This is a genomic window from Candidatus Saccharimonadales bacterium, from assembly GCA_035758565.1.
In the GTDB taxonomy this organism is placed as follows: Bacteria; Patescibacteriota; Saccharimonadia; order Saccharimonadales; family UBA10212; genus DASTXL01.
Map to the genome: position 1 here is coordinate 87,972 of DASTXL010000002.1, position 17,475 is coordinate 105,446.

The following is a 17,475-nucleotide window of genomic DNA, read 5'->3' on the forward strand; positions in this document are numbered from 1 at the left end:
TTTAGTTGGTTGCGACGAATGGTAGCAACGCGATATGCCGAGCGCGCTTTATTGCACGAGCTAATTGGCGTTGTTTAGACTCAGTCAGACCAGTCTTTTTGCGCTGTTCTATCTGGCCGTACTGGTTGATGTAGCGCTGCAAGGTTTTAAAATCCTTGTAGTCAAAAAATGCTACGTCAGTTCGGTGTTTAAAAATCTTTGCCATTAAAAATTATTCTCCGTTAACTATTGAGGCTATTTTAATATCAAATTCTGTAGGTAAATCTACTTCAGTAAGTCCGTTTTCTAGTGCACTCTCAACGCCACTAGCCGCCAGGACAAGAGTTTCTCTGCTAAAAGGCATGAGTGTTCTTATTCTCGCTATATGTACGCCCGAACTCGACTCGAGCTCTGCCAGTCCTCTGAGCACCTGACCATATCTCTTGATAGGCCTACGAGATAAAGGCACGCTTTTAGCTTCGGCGGGCGTTAATATTCCTTCCATAAATCTCCTTAAAATGGGATGTCGTCGAGGTTGATCGGCTCATCGCCAATATCCTCGATAACTACTTCCTCGTCATCCTTAGCTTTGCTGCTTGATTTGCTGGAACTTGCAGGCGCGCTTGAGCCACCACCGTCGCTGCCGCCAGGACCACCCAAGAATGTAACGTCCTGGGCTACAACTTCAACTTTGCTACGTTTTTGACCATCTTGCTCCCAGCTACGGCTTTGCAAACGGCCATTAACTAACGCCGGGCGGCCCTTGGTCAGATACTGGGCAACGCGTTCGCCCAAAGGCCCCCAAGCCACGATGTCGATATAATCGGTCGCTTCGGTCCAGCCGCCATCGCTATTTTTATAGCTGCGGTTCAGCGCCAGACTAAAACTGCAAACGTTATTGCCATTTGGCGTAGTACGCAGTTCTGGATCGCGCGTTAGGTTGCCCATTAGAATTACTTGATTAAAACTTCTTGCCATGGTTCGCATGTTTATGCTTCCAAATTACGGCGTCAAGCCTTCCGTTGCTCCTGCGAAGTAGAGTTCCTACGTCTTAGTCCGCTACTCGGGCTTTCCTTGTACTTTGTCGCCTAAACATCCTCCTTTTCTTTACTTATCCCTATTCTACTCTTCTTCGTTATCGTTATCGTCGTCATCGTTAGAACCGCGCTCAGCTGCCTTCTTAGCCTTATCGGCTTTGGCGGCTTCGGCTTTGGCGATAGCTTTCAGATCTGGCTTGGTGATCAAAAAGCGAATGATCTCGTCGGTAATGTTGAAAACTTGTTCAACACGGGCGACGTTCTCGGCCGGCATCTCAACCGTATAAAAAACGTATACGGCGAAGTCTTGTTTTTTAATTGGGTAGGCTAACTTACGTTTGCCCCAATTGTCGGTTTTTTCGATCTTACCGCCATTGTCGGTGATGATTTTTTTGATGCGGGTCTCGGCCTTTTCTAGATCAATTTCTAGATCAGGATGATAAAGCACAGCAATTTCGTATGTGTTAATAACGAACTCCTTCCTTTGGCTCCAAGCTTTCAGTTCGCATCAGCCTGTCTGCTAGCAAAGCCAGCAGCTCCGCTGATGCTTTTGGCGAATTGCGTTGTCGCTTATGCTCAGTCGTTCGCTCAACGTATTTCTATACGCTTCGCTCACTCCTCGCTAGCTCCTAGCATTTCATCCAAAACTAAAACCTTGGCTTCGGCTGAGCACCTAATTAAGTTGTCCCAACCTGAATTAGTTTTTAGTAGGCAAATTGTAGCACTTTACCCCTTATAAATCAACTGCTAAACGGCCAGTCTGTGCCCTAGGCGTTTATCAAGCTCGTTGCTAAGAGATTTGATTACCTCTTTTTCTTTGTATGGATCCTGAACTACGTGGCGAGCTATAAAAATATGAGCTTGTTTGGGGTATGCTCTTGGCGTAGAAATCCCCTGTTTTTTATTGTTCTTTTTCTTCCGCTTGCCGGTAGCTGCCGGTTCAGATTTTTTTGGAGGATCTAACCGTTGTCGGGGCAATAAGCCGCCGTCCCAGGCCCGCAAGTAATCAATCTCAATAGGTTCTACTGCGGCTTTGGCCGCGACTCTGAACAGTCTCCGGCCTAGCTTAATCTTGTCTTCCTCATTAGTACAGGTAAGGAAATCGAGCACCTCGTCTTGGTATTTATGAATGTCTGGAATTTTTTGTTTAACCACTTGGTTAATAATTATGTCTTGGACTTTTTTAACATTTTCTACCCAGACTTCGTTGTGAGCCCACATATATTGCCGCTCGGCTAAGGTGAGCCGCCTTATTACTGGTATAGACGGTCTGACATCCACTGCTTCTGGACCGATGTACCTGGCTGCCATAAGGAGAAGTTTGCCTATTCGCGCAATCCTAGTCTTTGGGAGCGGCGTCCGTTCGAAATCTTTAGTAAATCTTTTATGCAGTTTTACAGGTACGCGCTGCACCCTGGAGTATCGGAGCGCTTTGTTTAAGTTGTCGCCCTTTTTCCGGAGTTCGTTTTCGGGGCCGTAAAGGTGGTGTCTGTCTTGACTATCATCCTCTCCTTGTTCTTCACGACTGGTACCTTCTTCATCTTTAACCAGCATTTCATTTTGAAATTCTGTCCTATGGCTAGCTGGCACAAACAAAACCAAAGGCATTCCGAGGCTATCCACCGGGAAAAGTTTTGAATCAATCTCTGCCTGTGTTAACTCTCTGACTATCAAGCTATCATCGTCACTAAAAAGAGCCCGCGGGGGCTCTTCTGGTGAAGTTGAAAAAATGGGCTCAAATTGAACCGGCTCTATGGCCGGCGACATGGCAGTGGTGAGCTTTAATTGCTCGGACATGAACTTTCTACCATATTTGTTTTACCTCTACGACTTAATTCTATTAAGCTCGTGCTTATTTGACAATTATAAAATTTACAATTGTTACTAACCTGTTTTAGGAGTATTGTGAGCTTAGGTTCCTGGTCGCTGGAGTTTTTTAGCGGAGGAGCTATCGGTCTTAAACAACTAGGCACAGAAGGAGGCTCGGCTTTGAGCGCAATGACAGAATTCGCCGGCCTTCTCTGGTCGCGAGCAACACCTGCACGTCGTCCGCTCGGACGGCTGCATACCTGGCTGGACAGTCGGCTTCGCCCGCGCAAAGACCTGATCGGCTGGCTGTGGCGCATGTTTCACAACCGGGAGTGGCAGAAGAGCGCATTGCAGAGTGCCGCCTTCTGGGTGCTGGCCACTTTGGTCATCTCCCGTCTGCTGCACCAGCTCGGTCACGGCTGGTACGTGAGCGTCGGCGTCAGCTTGGGGATGGACAGCGTTACGTACGCCATCAACAAGCTCTGGATCTGGCGCAAGCGCAATGTCGGCATCAAGAAGAGCTGCAAACGCAATTTCAGCGCGTGGGCAGCGTTCTTCGCCTTCAACGCCGCACTGGCCTGGATGTTGATGCATCCGGCTGGCGTCGGCACCATGCACGCCCGCTACATCCTCGGCGCCGTGGGCTTCGTAGCCAACCCGGTGATCTTCACCGTCCGTGACCGGCTGGTCTTCAGCCCGGAGAAGATCCAAGAGGTATTCGCGGAGTTCCGGCAAATCCTGTTCAAGACCGTGGCGTGAGCCCGGGTCGCTCGCAAGCGATCCGGGCCACGTCTCACCCCTGTTTTATAAATCCTAGTCCTTTATTATTCGTCTGACATGCTTGCCCCGCAGCGATTCCTGAATGTAGAAGAGAATGAATAATTCTATTTCGAAATATCAAGAATCAGTGTCGAGGTCGTCATAGACATCGCCTTCGCCGGCCGGAGCTATACCGGCAGGCTCTGGTTCGCTGCTGCCAAATACATCATCAGCACCCGACACCAATACTTCACGCGGTCGGTTAGTGCCGTCGCTTGGAGCAATTATGCCCCGCTCTTCCATGATGTCCATCAGGCGCGAAGCCCGGCCATAGCCAATGCGCAGTTTGCGCTGTAGCAGGCTGGTGCTGGCCTTACCAGCGGTGGCTACAACGCCCACGGCGTCTTTGAGCATATCGTCATCGTCGCCGCCGTCCATGCTCGCCACCACGCTGCCCTTGCCGTTGAGCTGCACTGGTTGAGAGATAACTTCGTCGTCATACTGCGGCGGACGCTGAGCTCGCAAAAAGTCACAAATCTTGCTCGTCTCGGAGTCGCTAATCAAAGCACCCTGTACACGCTTAGGTTTAGTGAATTCCGGAATGTTAAACAAGGCATCACCTCGGCCAAGCAGCTTTTCGGCACCAACTTGGTCGATAATCGTCCGGCTATCGACTTGGCTAACCGTAGTAAAGGCGATGCGCGCCGGCACGTTAGCCTTGATCAAACCGGTAATCACGTCCACACTCGGGCGCTGGGTGGCCACAACCAAGTGGATTCCGGCAGCACGGGCTTTTTGCGCCAAACGCACAATCAAGGCTTCCACATCTCGGGCAGCCATCATCATTAGATCAGCCAGCTCATCAATAACTATCACTATATAAGGCATGCCTTCCTCTTTTTTGAGGTCGTTGTACTCGCCGATATTGCGCTTGCCAACTTCAGAAAAGGCTTTAAGTCGGCGCTCCATTTCGGCCACAGCCCACTTAAGAGCACTGATACATTTCTCTGGCTCGGTAATCACAGGTGCCAGCAGATGTGGAATATCCCGGTAAGGCGCCATTTCTACCTGTTTAGGGTCAACCAAGATTAGTTTCATATCAGACGGCGAGTTGCGGTACAGCAAACTGGTTAGAAGCGCATTGATCATAACAGACTTACCCGAGCCAGTCTGGCCGGCAATAAGAAGGTGCGGCATACGTTCCAGGTCGCCAACGACCGGCAGGCCGGTAATGTCTTTGCCAATTACAAAACTTAAAGACCCCTTGGAGCCATGCCATTCACTGCTAGAAAGCAGGCCGTGCAAGGTAACGGTAGCCGCCTTGACGTTCGGCACCTCAATACCCACTGCCCTTTTACCCGGGATTGGTGCTTCCATTCGAATGCTAGTAGCCGCTAGATCCAACGCCAGGTTATTCTCTAAGGCTGTCATGCGGGTCAGCTTAACGCCTGTGGGCGGTTTGAGCGTGTATTGGGTAACGCGCGGGCCCACATTGGCGCCCTCAACCTCTACGTCGATGTTAAAGTTGGCGTAGGTTTCTTTAATAATCTCGGCGTTACCTTTAACGTCGCCAGCATCGGCTTTGTCTTGTTTAGAGTTAAGCAATTCTAGGCCCGGGAATTTCCAATCAGGGTCGCTGGCCGTAGTTAAAGCAGCGTGGTCTTGGGTTGGCGCCAACTTTTCGGCGGTGTTACGCAAAGAAGACATACGTGGCGCCCCGGCTACGGCAGCGTGGTGCTCAACCGGCACTCCTTCATGAAGCTCGAAGCTCGGTTCCATTTTCTTCTTGAGCTGAGCCAGATCTTCTTCGGCTTCTTTAGGTTCACGCTTAAATAGTTCGGCCAGCTTAAGAATTGCTTTTGGTTCGATAGAAAACGTAAAGAACACGGCAAAAATACTCAAAATAAAGAACACCAGACTTGCCAAGAACTTGCCAAGCGCTCCGGCTAGAGATTCGCCAACAGCTTGTCCCACCTGGCCACCGTGACCGCCGACCCAAGCGCTGGGATCAGGGGCATTAAGGGCTGCATGACTAATAAATAAGGTGTTGAAAAAACTAGCTGTAAAAACCAACAGCGCTATTGTACCCACCATGTTAGGCAGGGGTATGCGCTGGTCTTCGCTCAAAAACTTCAGTGATCCAAGATAAAGCAAAGCCAAGGGCAAAATAATAGCGGCGATGCCAAAGGCCCACCAGGCCCCGTGCCATAAGCTATGCGGTAACGGAGCACTGACAAAAGCCCCAAAGGCTAGCACAATAGCAGCAACTATTAAGGCAACAGCACCAACGCCGCGCCAAAAACCAGAGTTCTTCTTCTCTGCTTTCTTTTTGGCGCCACTACCTTTGGGCCGACCGCGTTTTGATTTTTTAGCCATCTTTAAACCATTATACCCTTAAGCGTTAGGGGATTATAGATCCTAACGTTGTTGTAATTATAACATGTTTACGCTTATTCTGTCAATGATCTGTCAGAATCGTCCTCAGTCTCCACGACGATTATCTCGACATCAGAACCCGCGGTGCAACCCAAATTACGAAGAAACTCGGGCATTTCTTCCTCGGGTGTATTATCTACGCCTTCGCCGCGTAAAATTATCTGTCGACCCATAAAGCACTCCTCTTCTGCCGAAGATTATACTTCAACCCTGCGACAGAAGCGACGATAGCTCTTTAATCGACGCGGGCGTCTTGGTTGAGCAAGCGTTGGCGCATAGCTGCAAATCGGCGCTGTTGCTCTAATGCAATCTCTTCCGGCGTCTTCTCGCGCTGAGGTTCAGCATTGTCGTTACCTGGCTTGTGCATGTCGTTATTGACCTTTTCTGATCGGCCACCTATGACGTTGACCACCGGAATTACAATTGGGCTACGTTGAGTTTGCTCGTACAAGAAATGGGTAACGTAATCTTTGAGCTCAGCCTTAAAGCGATCTAGATCAACGCGTTTATAGCGTTGCTGCACTGCCCTTCTTAGCTCGGCTCTAAAAGCGTTCATCAGCTCCTCAGAGTCCTTCATGTAAATGAAGCCGCGACTGATGATGTCTGGGCTAGTCAGCAATGCGCCGGTCTTTTTATCTATCGTTAGAACCACGGCTACCAAACCTTCTTCGCTTAGAAGCACGCGGTCTTTTACTACCACGCTAGAGACAATTGAGCCGGTTTGATCGACCAACACAGTGCCGCGGGGCACCTGGCCGTCGATTTCCATTTTGTCGCGAGTTATGCAAATAACATCGCCGTTTTCGGCATTTACGCAGTTGGCTCTTTGCATACCACGCTCTACGGCAATATCGATGTGACGCTTCTTAGAGCGATATGGTCCCCAGATCGGAATAAAGAACTTGGGCTTTAGCATCTCGATAATGTCGCCGTATTCTTCTTGACTAGAGTGACCAGAAACATGCAGCGGACCAATGTGGTCGATGTCGTGATTACGGTGCTCAAAGACATGCACGCCTTTGCGCATTAAATCATCGACCATAACGCCAATTAAGGCATCGTTACCAGATTCTGGAATTGGCGTGCTAGACAGCACAACCGTGTCTTGTTCTTTCAGGCTGACATACTTGTGTTCGCCCAAGCTCATGCGGTTCAAGGCTGAGTTGGGCTCGCCCTGCCCGCCAGTACAAACTACGACAACTTCGTTGTCTTTGAGGTTCGGCACACTGGCAATCGGCACAAAAGTGCCTTTTGGAATCTTCATGAAACCATTGCGCACCGCCATTTCTAGCGTAGAAATCATACTGCGACCATCAAGCGCGATCTTGCGATTATGCTTCACTGCGGCGTTAACAATCATCTGAATACGGTTGACGTTGGTCGAGAAGATAGCCACAAAGATGCGGCCCGGCGCTTGTTCCATAATATCTACGAAGCTCTGTTCGATAGTTGATTCACTCGGCGTGCGGCCGGGGCGTTCGGTGGTGGTTGATTCGCTCATCAAGACCAACACGCCCTCACGGGCCAGTTCTTGCAGGCGTTCGGTGTCAGTGCGCTCGTGATCAAGCGGATTTGGGTCTAGGCGGAAGTCGCCGGTGTTCACCAAACGGCCAACCGGCGTATCGACCACAATCATGGTACTGCCTGGGATAGAGTGCGTGACACGCACCAGCTCGATATAAAATTCACCGAGTTTTAGGCGCTCGTGAGTGTCTTCGTTCATGGCAACGGTTTTAAGTTCAAAGCCTTCTGGCATCGGCAAGCCAAAGTTCTGGAAGATTTCCTCAACTCGGCCAATGGTAAAACGGCTGCCGTAAACCGGTACGCCCGGGTATTTTGGCAAAATGTGCGGCATACCGCCCATATGATCTAGGTGGCCGTGGCTGATCACGAAACCGCGCAACTTGGATTTGATTTGGTCTAGGTAGGTGGTGTCAGCAATACCGTAATTGATGCCCGGCAGATCAACGCCGAGGTCGTTGCCACAGTCGATAACGATGGCGTCATTTTGATATTCGATAACCAGCATATTCTTAGACCCACCGGCGTCGAAACCGCCCAGGCCGATAATCTTGAGCCGGGGACTATCGTCGATAAAGTTAGCCCGGCGCTTAGGCTGATCGCTCTGCATGTTGCTGGCGTCAGAATACTGGTTGGCAATGCGGTTAGCGTCTTGTACGGCTTGCTTTTGGGCGCGCAGCGCGGCACCGCGGCTAACACTGCGGCCAGTGGCCGTTACGCCGCCGTTATTGTTACGTGGCGGGCGGTTGTTGCCAGAACGCTGGTTGCCCGGTTTGGGCTTATTGTTACTTTTTGGATTCATTTGTTGTCCTTTCTTTTCTTTAAGATTTTTAAAATGAATTTCTTTAATTAATGGCGGCCAGGACGCGTGGGATACGAGAGAAATCGGTTAACAGCGTCTGGCGCATACCGCCGTTATAAAGAGCGGCGGCGGGGTGAAAAAGCGGCATATACACTTGGCCGTTGAACCTTTTGGGCTGGCCATGACAGCGGCTTATTACAAGTCCCGGCAAGAGGCTATCCATGCTGTGGCGGCCAAGGGTGACCACCAGCTTGGGCTTGATAGCGTCTAGCTGGGCCTGCAAGTAAGGCAGAAATGCTTTCTTTTCTTCCGGCAATGGATCCCGATTGTTCGGTGGCCGGTACTTAACTATGTTGGTAATGTACACGTCTGATCTTTCTAATCCTATGCTTTCAAGCATTTCGTTTAAGAACTTGCCAGCGGCGCCTACGAAAGGTTTGCCTTGCTCGTCTTCGTTCTTGCCCGGTGCCTCGCCGATAAAAACGATCTCGGCATCCGGGTTGCCATCGCCAAACACCAACTGAGTAGCTGTAGCCGCTAGTTCCGGACAAATGTTGTTGGCCAGGATTTCTGCTTTGATCTTATCTAGCTCTTGCTGTTTGGATGACATTTTAACGATTTGTTGAATAACGGATACCGAGCTCCACTCGCCGAACGGCCAAGGTCAAGCAAAACAATGTAATGGCGTAAAGCAGCAGGTTGCCGGTATTAATTGCCCAGGAAGCGAATCCGTAGCCGATTAACAGGATGACGATTGCCGCTACAATGTTAAACCACAATTTATGAACTATTAGCTCGTTTTGCGAACGACGGCTAACTCTTCGTGCCACTTTACTGCGCCTCCGGCTTTTGAGGACAACCTACGGTACCATCACCCCACAAAGTAAACTTTGCAGGGACCCCGGTTTTCCTCAACGCACCTTTTGGAATAAATCCAAATCCGGCAATTGCCGGATCGGTGCTACTCTTTTCCCTTGAAATACCCATTCTACCTCCCTACTTGTCTTTGCTTAGCTCGCGGGCAGCGGCCTTCATGGAAAGCTGCAAACGACCACGATCATCTATAGCTACTAGTTTAACAGTAACTTTATCGCCTTCTTTCAAAACATCACTTGGTTTTTCGACGCGCTCTTCGCGAATCTCGCTTACGTGCACCAAGCCGTCTTTACCCGGCAGTATCTGAACAAAGGCACCAAAGTCCATAACATTCACCACTGGAACGTCTTTGTATATATGGCCGACTTCCGGCTCGGCGGTAATGGATTCAATCCACTGGCGGGCAGCATCAATGCTTTTTTTGTCGGGGCTAGCTATCATAACCGTGCCGTCGTCTTTAATATCGATTTCAGCGCCGGTTTCACCGGTTATTTTCTGGATGGTTTCACCGCCCTTGCCGATCACTTCGCGAATTTTATCCGGGTTAATAGTCATAGTTTCTACCCGCGGAGCGTACGGGCTCAGTTCTTTACGAGGTTCTGGCAGGGTCTCAAGCATATGCTCTAAGATTTTAGCTCGGCCTTCCTTGCCCTGCTCTAGGGCGTCTTTGAGTACTTCTACGGGCAAGCCGTGAACCTTCATGTCCATCTGTAGAGCGGTGATGCCCTTTGAAGTACCGGTGACCTTAAAGTCCATGTCGCCGGCAAAGTCTTCGGCATCGGCAATGTCGCTCAAAATGTAGGCCTTACCGTCTTCGAGCATTAAGCCCATAGCAATGCCGCTAACTGGCGCTTTAATAGGCACGCCAGCATCCATCAAAGCCAAGCAAGACGAACAGGTAGCCGCCATAGATGTTGAGCCGTTCTGGCTCATAATTTCGGTTACAGAACGAATAGCATATGGAAATTCGGCTTCGCTTGGCAGTACGGCCGATAGAGCGCGCTCCGCCAAATAACCGTGACCGATTTCGCGGCGGCCCGGGCTGCCAAGGCGGCGAACTTCGCCAACCGTATAGCCGGGAGCGTTGTAGTGGTGCATGTAACGACGTTCACCGTCGCTTACTTCCATGGTGTCTACCAGCTGAGCGTAGCTTAATGGCGCCAAGGTAACAATGTTCATACCCTGCGTCATGCCGCGAGTAAATATGCTAGAACCGTGAGCTCGGGGCAATAGACCCACCTCGCTGGATAACGGGCGAATTTCGGCAAGCTTACGGCCATCCGGACGAATGCCATCTTCTACGATACCTTGACGAACATCCTTATGAATGGCCATCTGCAAGGCTTCGTCGTAGTCGCTCTTTTGATCCTCAAATTCTTCACCTAGTTTCTCGGCAAAGTATTCGCGCATTTGCTCGCGCAGGTCGTTGACCAACTCATTGCGCTCCGGATAAGGTGCTCGCAGCGGGTGGCCTAATTTGCCTTCGACCCACTTATCAACGGCTTTTTGGACCTCTTCATCGGGCTTTAGAAGCTCATATTCCTGTGGCTGCACACCGACTGCTTGGCAAAGTTTGTTTTGCAGTTCAATAGCTGGCTGGATAGCAGCGTGAGCGTAAGTCAGAGCCTCTACGATCTGCTCTTCGCTAACTTCGCGGGCCCCTGCCTCCACCATCATGATGGCATCCTTGGTACCGGCAACAACTAGATCGAGATCGCCGTTATCAAGCTCTTCACTAGACAAGAAGGCTTGCGGCTTGCCGCCTTTCAAACCAACGCGTACACCGGCTACCGGGCCGTCAAACGGCGCGCCAGTCAGCATAAAGGCGGTGCTCACGGCAATCATGGCAATAACGTCCGGGCGAAAGTTCGGATCCATAGAAAGTACGGTGGCCACGCCCTGAACTTCGTGACGGTAGCCTTTCGGCCACAACGGACGGACTGGGCGGTCAATCAGGCGGCCAATCAAAACGGCTTCGTCGCTTGGCCTGCCCTCGCGCTTAATAAAGCGGCTGCCGCTGATTTTGCCAGCGGCATAAAATTTTTCTTCGTAATCAATGCTTAGCGGGAAGAAATCCAGTCCTTGGACTTTTTCCGGGCTGACCATAGCTGTGCCAAGTACGACAGTGTCGCCATAAGTCACCAGTACACTGGCGGAAGTTCTAAAACCCACGCGGTTTACTTCAAGGCTGAGTTCACGACCGCAAAAATCGGTACTGACTTTAGTTATTTTTTTACCATACGGGTTGATTATTTCACCCATAAATTAGAGAGTTTCCTTTCTGGCTTCGCGTTCAGAGGGCAAATATATGGCTGCTTGTGCAGATCCTGTCATATATCTGAATCTCTGCCGCGAAACTTACTTTATTGGTCCTCACAGATTTTAACTTGTGGGGTTACTTAATGTGCACAAGCTTGTCCGCCAACTGGCGGATTAGAGTCTGGGCACTTTAGCGGCGAATGCCGAGCTTTTTAATCAAAGCAAGGTAGGCTTCGCCGTCACGAGCGGCAATGTATTTAAGCAAACGCTTGCGCTTACCAACCATCTGCAGAAGCGCGCGGCGAGCCGCAAAATCGTGCTTATTGCGCTTCATGTGATCTGTTAGTTCGGCAATCCGGGCAGTCAAAGTAGCTACCTGCACAGCAGGGCTACCGGTGTCTTTATCGTGAGCCTTGTGGTCACTCGCGACCGCGGCTTTCTTCTCACTAGTTATCATTCTTGGGGTCATTTTAGCAAATTAAAGGTGTTTTGGCAAGGTCTGAACACTCCTTTGAATAATTTCTGCGTTCAGTGGCTCAATCTCGAGCGCATCGTCTATTTTATAGTCTGCAATTTTTGTTCGTTTGAGTGCAGACATATAGGCGCCGGTACCTAAGTTTGCGCCGATATCTTCTACTAAGCTGCGGATGTAAGTACCGCTGCTAACAGAGGTGGTGAAGCTTAATTTTGGATATTTGTATTCAATGTTTTCTATGGAATTAATCGTGACTTGACGCGGCTCAATTTTCACCTCTTTGCCCACCCTGGCTAGTTTGTAGGCCCGCTGGCCGTTGACTTTGATAGCCGAATAAATCGGGGGCGTCTGGTAAATATTGCCCACAAATTTGCTCAATACCATGCGCACCTCGGTTTCATCTGGGCGCTGAGTACTTTTTTTGGTTATTTCACCCTCGATATCTCCTGTTGAGCTTGTAGCGCCAAGAGCTGCTTCTACTTCATATGTTTTATCGAGCTTAGAAAATTCGTTGGCCCGTTTGCAATACTTACCAATAACTAAAACCATTAAGCCGGAGGCGGCCGGATCCAGCGTGCCAGTATGCCCAACCTTTACTTTATACCCAGCGGCTTCACTTAAAGCGCGCCGCACGCGAGCAACCACACCAAAGCTTGAGATTCCAGCAGGTTTATTAACTAACAAAAAGCCGTCCATGATGGCTAAGAGTATAAAGATTTACTTCTTATCTAGCCAGCGTGGTTACCAAAAGGTGGCGTGCTCATCGGCATAAACGGTGGCGGTACTGGTGGCGGGGCAGTTGAATTGGTAGGCTTATTGTCTGCTTTATCTGTAGGAGTTGGCGTAGTCGAGCCTGGGATCGGCAAACTAGGCGTACCGTTAGGCTCTGGCTTTGCGGCGGGCTGTTCGTGGGCAGGCTCGGCCAACTCGGTAGCGCCCAAGCTCTCTACAGGATTATTAGCTGGGTCAAATGGCACGCTCGATAGAGCACTTTCTACAGCATTACGAGCGGCATTAACATCGGTGGCCGGGGCTTGAGCAGCTGGTTTATCCTCGGTCTTTTCGGCCTTGGCGGCTGTCTGTTCACTGAGTGGCTTAATAACGGTTTTATGCTCGAAAATCTGTTCTTTGCCGGGGCCGTCACCACTCAGGGGATCAATCGGCACACTGTCATAAGGATCCTGCCATTCTGGCATAGTAGAGGCCGTTAATGGACTTTCTAAGAACGGATGCTTAGTGGCAGGGTTTAATAAAGTATGCGAACCGGGCATTTCCGAAGGATCGGGCTCGGCTTCTTTCTCTTCAGATTTTTTAGACTCTTCGGCTGTTGAAGTTACGGCTTCTAGCGGCGACTTTGGACCTTTGTCGCTATCGTCGTCGTCATCTTCTTTTTTTTCGCTCTCAATAGGTTTTATGAGTTCGCCGGCTGTTTTTAGATTTCCCTGTTCGTCTATGTGGATCTCGTCGGATTCGGCGGCTTTGGCTTTTTCTTCTTTTTGTTTTCTTTCGGATTCTTTGAGTTTGGCCTCAAGATCGTGTTTGACGCTCAGGGTGCCGTCTTCGTCTACTTCTGATTCTTCGGTTTTTTCGGCAACCGGTTTAGCAGCTTGAGGCGGTGCGGCTTGGTCGAGCTTGCTGACAATGAGCTGCTGGTTAGCGCCCGCCGCCATTAACTGGGCGCTCATTGTCATAACTTTTGGCGAAGTCTTGGCGTTCCCGAATCTGGCAGTCTCGGCAACGATACCGGTTAAGAAAGCCGTAGCTATTTGGCCGTCAATCAAGCCCCCGCCAAATGCTTCCGAGATACTGACCAGCATTTCGGACAAGCTGCTGGCCGAAGTATCCTGCCAGTTAATCTGTCCAACATCCGGCGCCTTGCCCTGTCCGGCGTTCAACGAAATAACCGTGGCGTCGTGCAAAATTCGACCGTGAGCCGAAATAGCAGCGTCAATTTGATTACGGTCTTTGATGCCAAGCGCCATAACCACCTCGACATTAAAGTCACCTTGGCCGAACATTAGGTCTTTTTCGGTCAGGCTGGTTCTATAAGGAGTTATAAAGATTTTGACTACTTGGTCCTCGACCTTATAACGCAGCTTGTCGGCCTTTTCTTTATCGAGGCTGATTATAAAATCGCGTAGACTGTCCGTATTTGTTTCGATTGTTCGTTCGGGTTGTAAAAATTCTAGGGTCGAGGGCACTTGCCCCGAAAAAACAGCTGTGGCGTGTTTTTGCATTTTGTTGAGCAACAGTGTCAAACCAATGCACGCAGCCAACTGGTCAACAGTGGGGTTAGTGCTGACAGTTACTAAAACATTAGTCGCCTGGCGGACTCTTTCTACAATCTGTTGTTTTGCGGCTGCCGGATCCATATAAGTAGTTTACGTTTTTATTTTAGAATCTTCTGTAGTCAGATTATCACCGAAGTTAAGCATAAGCAAGCTATTTTCTTTACCCAGCACTTAGCTTCAAGACAGCCGCTTAAAGCGGCTATTATGAAAGATTTGAAGCTAAGTGCTGGGTTTACAAATTAACACCTTAAAGGTATAGTCATTGCTTGTATCAAGTTTAATCACTCGTTAAGGAGTTAAGTTTAAGTGCCTATTATTAAATCAGCGAAAAAACGCGTAAAGGTTGCCCAGAAAGCTAACTTGCGCAACGTAAAAACTAAGCGTTCAATGCGTGAGGCTTTGAAAGCTTTTGCTAAGGTGTTGGCTAGCGGTACCCCGGCCGAAATTTCTGAGGCTGAGCGCAAGGCTGTCAGCGCCATTGACCAGGCTGCCAAAAAGGCCGTTATTCACAAAAACAAGGCTGCTCGCCAAAAGGCCGCATTGTCTGCTAAAGCCAAGGCTGCCGGCGCTAAGAAAACCACTGCCAAAAAGCCGGCCGCCAAGAAGGCTGCTGCTAAAAAGCCAGCTGCCAAAAAAGCCGCTAAATAGCGGTGATATAAGTACGAATTGCTTCGTCGAGATCGACCGGTTTGGATTTTCCTAGCCGGTCGATTTTTTCGGCCTCGGAAGCTAGCTCTTGCAGTTTGTGAACAGTTATTTTTTTGGCCAGCGGCTGAGCTTTGCTCACCGGAAACTGGCCAAGACCGGCATCGGCTGCGATCTCGGCGGCTGACTTTTGCTGTCCTAATTTGGCCAGCGCCAAAATTCGCAACTGCCAAGCTAACATGGCCATAATTTCTTGCGGTTCTACGCGCATGCTTCGTTGTTCGTCGTACAGTTCCAGCGCCCGCTTTTTATCACCGCCAAAGGCCGCATCTAGCAAATCAAAAACTTTGCTTTGAGGTGTTTTTTCAGTCAATAGATCAATTGTCTGCCGGCTAATCGCGGGGTCGTAGGTTACTAATTTTTCTACTTCTCTAGCTAGAATTTGTTGGTTGTCGCCTACCCGGCCAACCAAATAATTAGCGTCACTTAAACTAATCGAGCCGCCTTGTTCTTTGGCATAATCCACTAGCCACTTGGCCAAACTACGGCTGTCTGGCAAATTAAATTCTTCAAGTGCCGTCTTGGATTTTAAGGTTTTATAATAACTGGAGCGCTTATCAATTGCCGGCTCGTAAAAAACAAGGTTAGTAGAATCGGCCGCTGACTCAATAATTTGTTCAATGGTCTCGCTAGCCAATTTGTTGGCGGCGAAGTTTCTTAAAACAACTAATTTCTTAGCTGCCAAAAAAGGTAAACTTTGCACAGCGTCAATTACGTTTTGGGCGCTAACTTCTTCGCCGTCGATACGCTCTACGGCCAAATCGCCGTGTTCAGCAATAAAGTCGTCAACCAACTGGTTGAGTCGGCGGCTTAATTCAAAGCTATTGCTCCCGCACAAAGAAATTATCATCTTTAGAAATGATATCATTGGAGAGATTATGGGAGCGAACAAACATAAAATTCCGGCTAAGCTAACTAGCGGTACAGTGCTGCCCAAAAAAGCAACACCAGGAGCAGCCGGTTTAGATTTTGTGGCTATTAAAAGAGAGTTTTTTAAAGTTGAAAACGGCGAATTTAAAAATATAGAACCAACCGAAGCTAGGCAATTCGACTTGGTGCGCTATAGGACGGGCATTTTTATAGAGTTGCCTGAAGGTTGTGTGGCGCTGGCTTTTGCCCGTTCAAGCATTGCTAAAATGCCGCTGATTATGGCTAACACTACAGGAGTAATAGATTCTGATTACCGCGGCGAAATTATGTTTATGTTCAGAATTTTGAATCCGGAAAATATTGTCGAAACGGCTTATCAAATTGGCGACCGTATTGGCCAGCTAGTGATTATGAAGGTCGAAGACGCGGAGCTTATAAAAACCGACGAGCTAAACAGCTCTCACCGCGGCGACGGCGCTTACGGCTCAACCGGCCGTTAACTAAGGCAAGATTTGGTCGTGCGGGCAAAAGTGTGTACCTCGGCCAGCTACACGGGTTTTTTCGATAATCGTGCCGCAGCGCGGACACGGCTGGCCTTCTTTTCTAAACACATTGGCAAAGCTTAGGTAGCTACCTTTGTTGCCTTCGGCATCGACATAGTTTTTATCAGTGCTGCCGCCTTTTTCTATAGATAGTCTTAGCACTTGCAGCAATCCGTTATAAAGAGCCATGAGCTTGGTTTTAGGGATTTGGCTAACTATGGTTGCCGGGTGAATTTTGGCCAGCCACAGCGATTCGTCGGCATAAATGTTACCCACGCCGGCAAGCACTGTTTGATCCAGCAAAACGGCTTTAATGTTGCTGTTCTTGCGCCGCATAATACGCTCAATAAACATATCAACCGTAAAGTCGTCTTCTAGCGGTTCCGGGCCAACCTTTTTAAAGAAATCTATTTCTGGGATTTCGATAGTCGGCATCAGGCGCATCCAGCCGAACTTGCGCTGATCGTTGAAAAACAACTGCGGGCCGTGTGGGCCTACTTTTGGGCGAAGCCCAAAACTCCGCCCACGCTCTTGGCCGATTGCCTCGTCAGCGACTCCAGTGCTCACGCTTCGTACTTTTTGTACGATTTGCTCCGCGCTTCGTCGCTTCCTAGCACTCGGCTCAAGCCCATCGGTTATTTCCGCTTTTCTAGGCTCAAATGTAATAATTACACGCGTAGATTTCGCGGGCAGGTCGTTCACTAAGTCGGCGTTCGGATGCCCGGCTCCAAACCTTTGTTGGCCGACAAAAACCAGCTGGCCGGTCATTTTTAAGTGGATTATCAGAGAGTATTGACTAGAAAGATCGATGATCAAAACCTTTGCTCTGCGCCTAACGCCAACTACTTCGGCGCCGACCAAAAAACGCGCTACATCGGCTGGCGCATTCGGAAAAGACTTCGGCCAATCGTGCTCGACAGTTTTAATTTTCAAGCCTGGCAAAAGGCGGCTTAAGCCTATGCGGATAGTCTCCACTTCTGGCAATTCAGGCATTATAACCTTGACCTCTTCTTCTGTTTCAATCCCAGCACTAAAATCTTGATATTCCGCAATCTGATTACAGACTGCTCCATTTCAGGACTTAGCGCGGGACAGGCTTCGGGTAACTCCGGCA

Annotated in this window: 20 protein-coding genes; 3 read left to right on the forward strand and 17 right to left on the reverse strand. The window is 49.4% G+C overall.

Annotated elements, in window-relative coordinates; all coding sequences use genetic code 11:
- Window position 1: 1 nt before the first annotated feature.
- The 5 genes from rpsR to VFT49_02990 form a co-directional block, all read right to left on the reverse strand.
- Entirely contained in the window at window positions 2–205 is a 204-nt protein-coding gene (rpsR, locus tag VFT49_02970; protein HEU5005020.1) for a 30S ribosomal protein S18, read from the reverse strand.
- A gap of 6 nt (window positions 206–211) precedes the next feature.
- Window positions 212–484 (reverse strand): hypothetical protein, encoded by a 273-nt coding sequence (locus tag VFT49_02975; protein HEU5005021.1) that lies wholly within the window; start codon window positions 482–484, stop codon window positions 212–214.
- 8 nt (window positions 485–492) lie between these two features.
- Entirely contained in the window at window positions 493–957 is a 465-nt protein-coding gene (gene ssb, locus VFT49_02980) for a single-stranded DNA-binding protein (GenBank protein ID HEU5005022.1), read from the reverse strand.
- A gap of 144 nt (window positions 958–1,101) precedes the next feature.
- Window positions 1,102–1,518 carry a 30S ribosomal protein S6 gene (rpsF, locus tag VFT49_02985; protein ID HEU5005023.1) on the reverse strand — a complete coding sequence of 139 codons (417 nt, stop codon included), beginning with the start codon at window positions 1,516–1,518 and terminating at the stop codon, window positions 1,102–1,104.
- A 245-nt stretch (window positions 1,519–1,763) separates the two neighbouring features.
- On the reverse strand, window positions 1,764–2,813 hold the full coding sequence (locus VFT49_02990; GenBank protein ID HEU5005024.1) for a hypothetical protein: 1,050 nt from the start codon (window positions 2,811–2,813) through the stop codon (window positions 1,764–1,766).
- A gap of 201 nt (window positions 2,814–3,014) precedes the next feature.
- Between VFT49_02990 and VFT49_02995 the strand changes: the two genes are divergently transcribed.
- Complete coding sequence (locus tag VFT49_02995) at window positions 3,015–3,584, forward strand: hypothetical protein (protein HEU5005025.1); 570 nt, start codon at window positions 3,015–3,017, stop codon at window positions 3,582–3,584.
- Window positions 3,585–3,722: 138 nt separating this feature from the next.
- Here the strand turns inward: VFT49_02995 and VFT49_03000 are convergent, their stop codons facing one another.
- From VFT49_03000 to VFT49_03045, 10 genes are all read right to left on the reverse strand, one after another.
- The gene (locus tag VFT49_03000) at window positions 3,723–5,960 is read right to left on the reverse strand and encodes a DNA translocase FtsK 4TM domain-containing protein (protein HEU5005026.1); all 2,238 of its coding nucleotides are present in this window, start codon (window positions 5,958–5,960) and stop codon (window positions 3,723–3,725) included.
- A gap of 74 nt (window positions 5,961–6,034) precedes the next feature.
- Window positions 6,035–6,193 (reverse strand): hypothetical protein, encoded by a 159-nt coding sequence (locus VFT49_03005; protein HEU5005027.1) that lies wholly within the window; start codon window positions 6,191–6,193, stop codon window positions 6,035–6,037.
- Window positions 6,194–6,255: 62 nt separating this feature from the next.
- Window positions 6,256–8,343: a ribonuclease J gene (locus VFT49_03010; GenBank protein ID HEU5005028.1), complete on the reverse strand. Its 2,088-nt coding sequence runs from the start codon at window positions 8,341–8,343 to the stop codon at window positions 6,256–6,258.
- A 43-nt stretch (window positions 8,344–8,386) separates the two neighbouring features.
- Window positions 8,387–8,953, reverse strand: coding sequence for a uracil-DNA glycosylase (locus VFT49_03015; GenBank protein ID HEU5005029.1), 567 nt, complete (start codon window positions 8,951–8,953; stop codon window positions 8,387–8,389).
- Window position 8,954: 1 nt separating this feature from the next.
- Window positions 8,955–9,173, reverse strand: coding sequence for a hypothetical protein (locus VFT49_03020; GenBank protein ID HEU5005030.1), 219 nt, complete (start codon window positions 9,171–9,173; stop codon window positions 8,955–8,957).
- A 1-nt stretch (window position 9,174) separates the two neighbouring features.
- The gene (locus tag VFT49_03025; protein ID HEU5005031.1) at window positions 9,175–9,330 is read right to left on the reverse strand and encodes a hypothetical protein; all 156 of its coding nucleotides are present in this window, start codon (window positions 9,328–9,330) and stop codon (window positions 9,175–9,177) included.
- Window positions 9,331–9,339: 9 nt separating this feature from the next.
- A complete protein-coding gene (pnp, locus tag VFT49_03030; GenBank protein ID HEU5005032.1) occupies window positions 9,340–11,481 on the reverse strand; it encodes a polyribonucleotide nucleotidyltransferase in 2,142 nt (713 codons plus the stop codon).
- A gap of 187 nt (window positions 11,482–11,668) precedes the next feature.
- Complete coding sequence (rpsO, locus tag VFT49_03035; GenBank protein HEU5005033.1) at window positions 11,669–11,935, reverse strand: 30S ribosomal protein S15; 267 nt, start codon at window positions 11,933–11,935, stop codon at window positions 11,669–11,671.
- 21 nt (window positions 11,936–11,956) lie between these two features.
- The gene (truB, locus tag VFT49_03040; protein HEU5005034.1) at window positions 11,957–12,649 is read right to left on the reverse strand and encodes a tRNA pseudouridine(55) synthase TruB; all 693 of its coding nucleotides are present in this window, start codon (window positions 12,647–12,649) and stop codon (window positions 11,957–11,959) included.
- Window positions 12,650–12,681: 32 nt separating this feature from the next.
- Window positions 12,682–14,325, reverse strand: a complete 1,644-nt coding sequence (locus VFT49_03045; protein HEU5005035.1) for a hypothetical protein — start codon at window positions 14,323–14,325, stop codon at window positions 12,682–12,684.
- A 225-nt stretch (window positions 14,326–14,550) separates the two neighbouring features.
- Between VFT49_03045 and rpsT the strand changes: the two genes are divergently transcribed.
- Entirely contained in the window at window positions 14,551–14,892 is a 342-nt protein-coding gene (gene rpsT, locus VFT49_03050) for a 30S ribosomal protein S20 (GenBank protein HEU5005036.1), read from the forward strand.
- Here the strand turns inward: rpsT and holA are convergent.
- Window positions 14,885–15,799 carry a DNA polymerase III subunit delta gene (gene holA / locus VFT49_03055; GenBank protein ID HEU5005037.1) on the reverse strand — a complete coding sequence of 305 codons (915 nt, stop codon included), beginning with the start codon at window positions 15,797–15,799 and terminating at the stop codon, window positions 14,885–14,887. The two genes, rpsT and holA, sit on opposite strands and share 8 nt — an antisense overlap.
- 28 nt (window positions 15,800–15,827) lie before the next feature.
- Between holA and VFT49_03060 the strand changes: the two genes are divergently transcribed.
- Complete coding sequence (locus VFT49_03060) at window positions 15,828–16,319, forward strand: hypothetical protein (GenBank protein HEU5005038.1); 492 nt, start codon at window positions 15,828–15,830, stop codon at window positions 16,317–16,319.
- Here VFT49_03060 and VFT49_03065 read toward each other — a convergent pair whose 3' ends face one another.
- The gene (locus tag VFT49_03065) at window positions 16,320–17,354 is read right to left on the reverse strand and encodes a DNA-formamidopyrimidine glycosylase family protein (protein ID HEU5005039.1); all 1,035 of its coding nucleotides are present in this window, start codon (window positions 17,352–17,354) and stop codon (window positions 16,320–16,322) included. It lies immediately after the preceding gene.
- Between the last annotated feature and the right edge of the window lie 121 nt (window positions 17,355–17,475).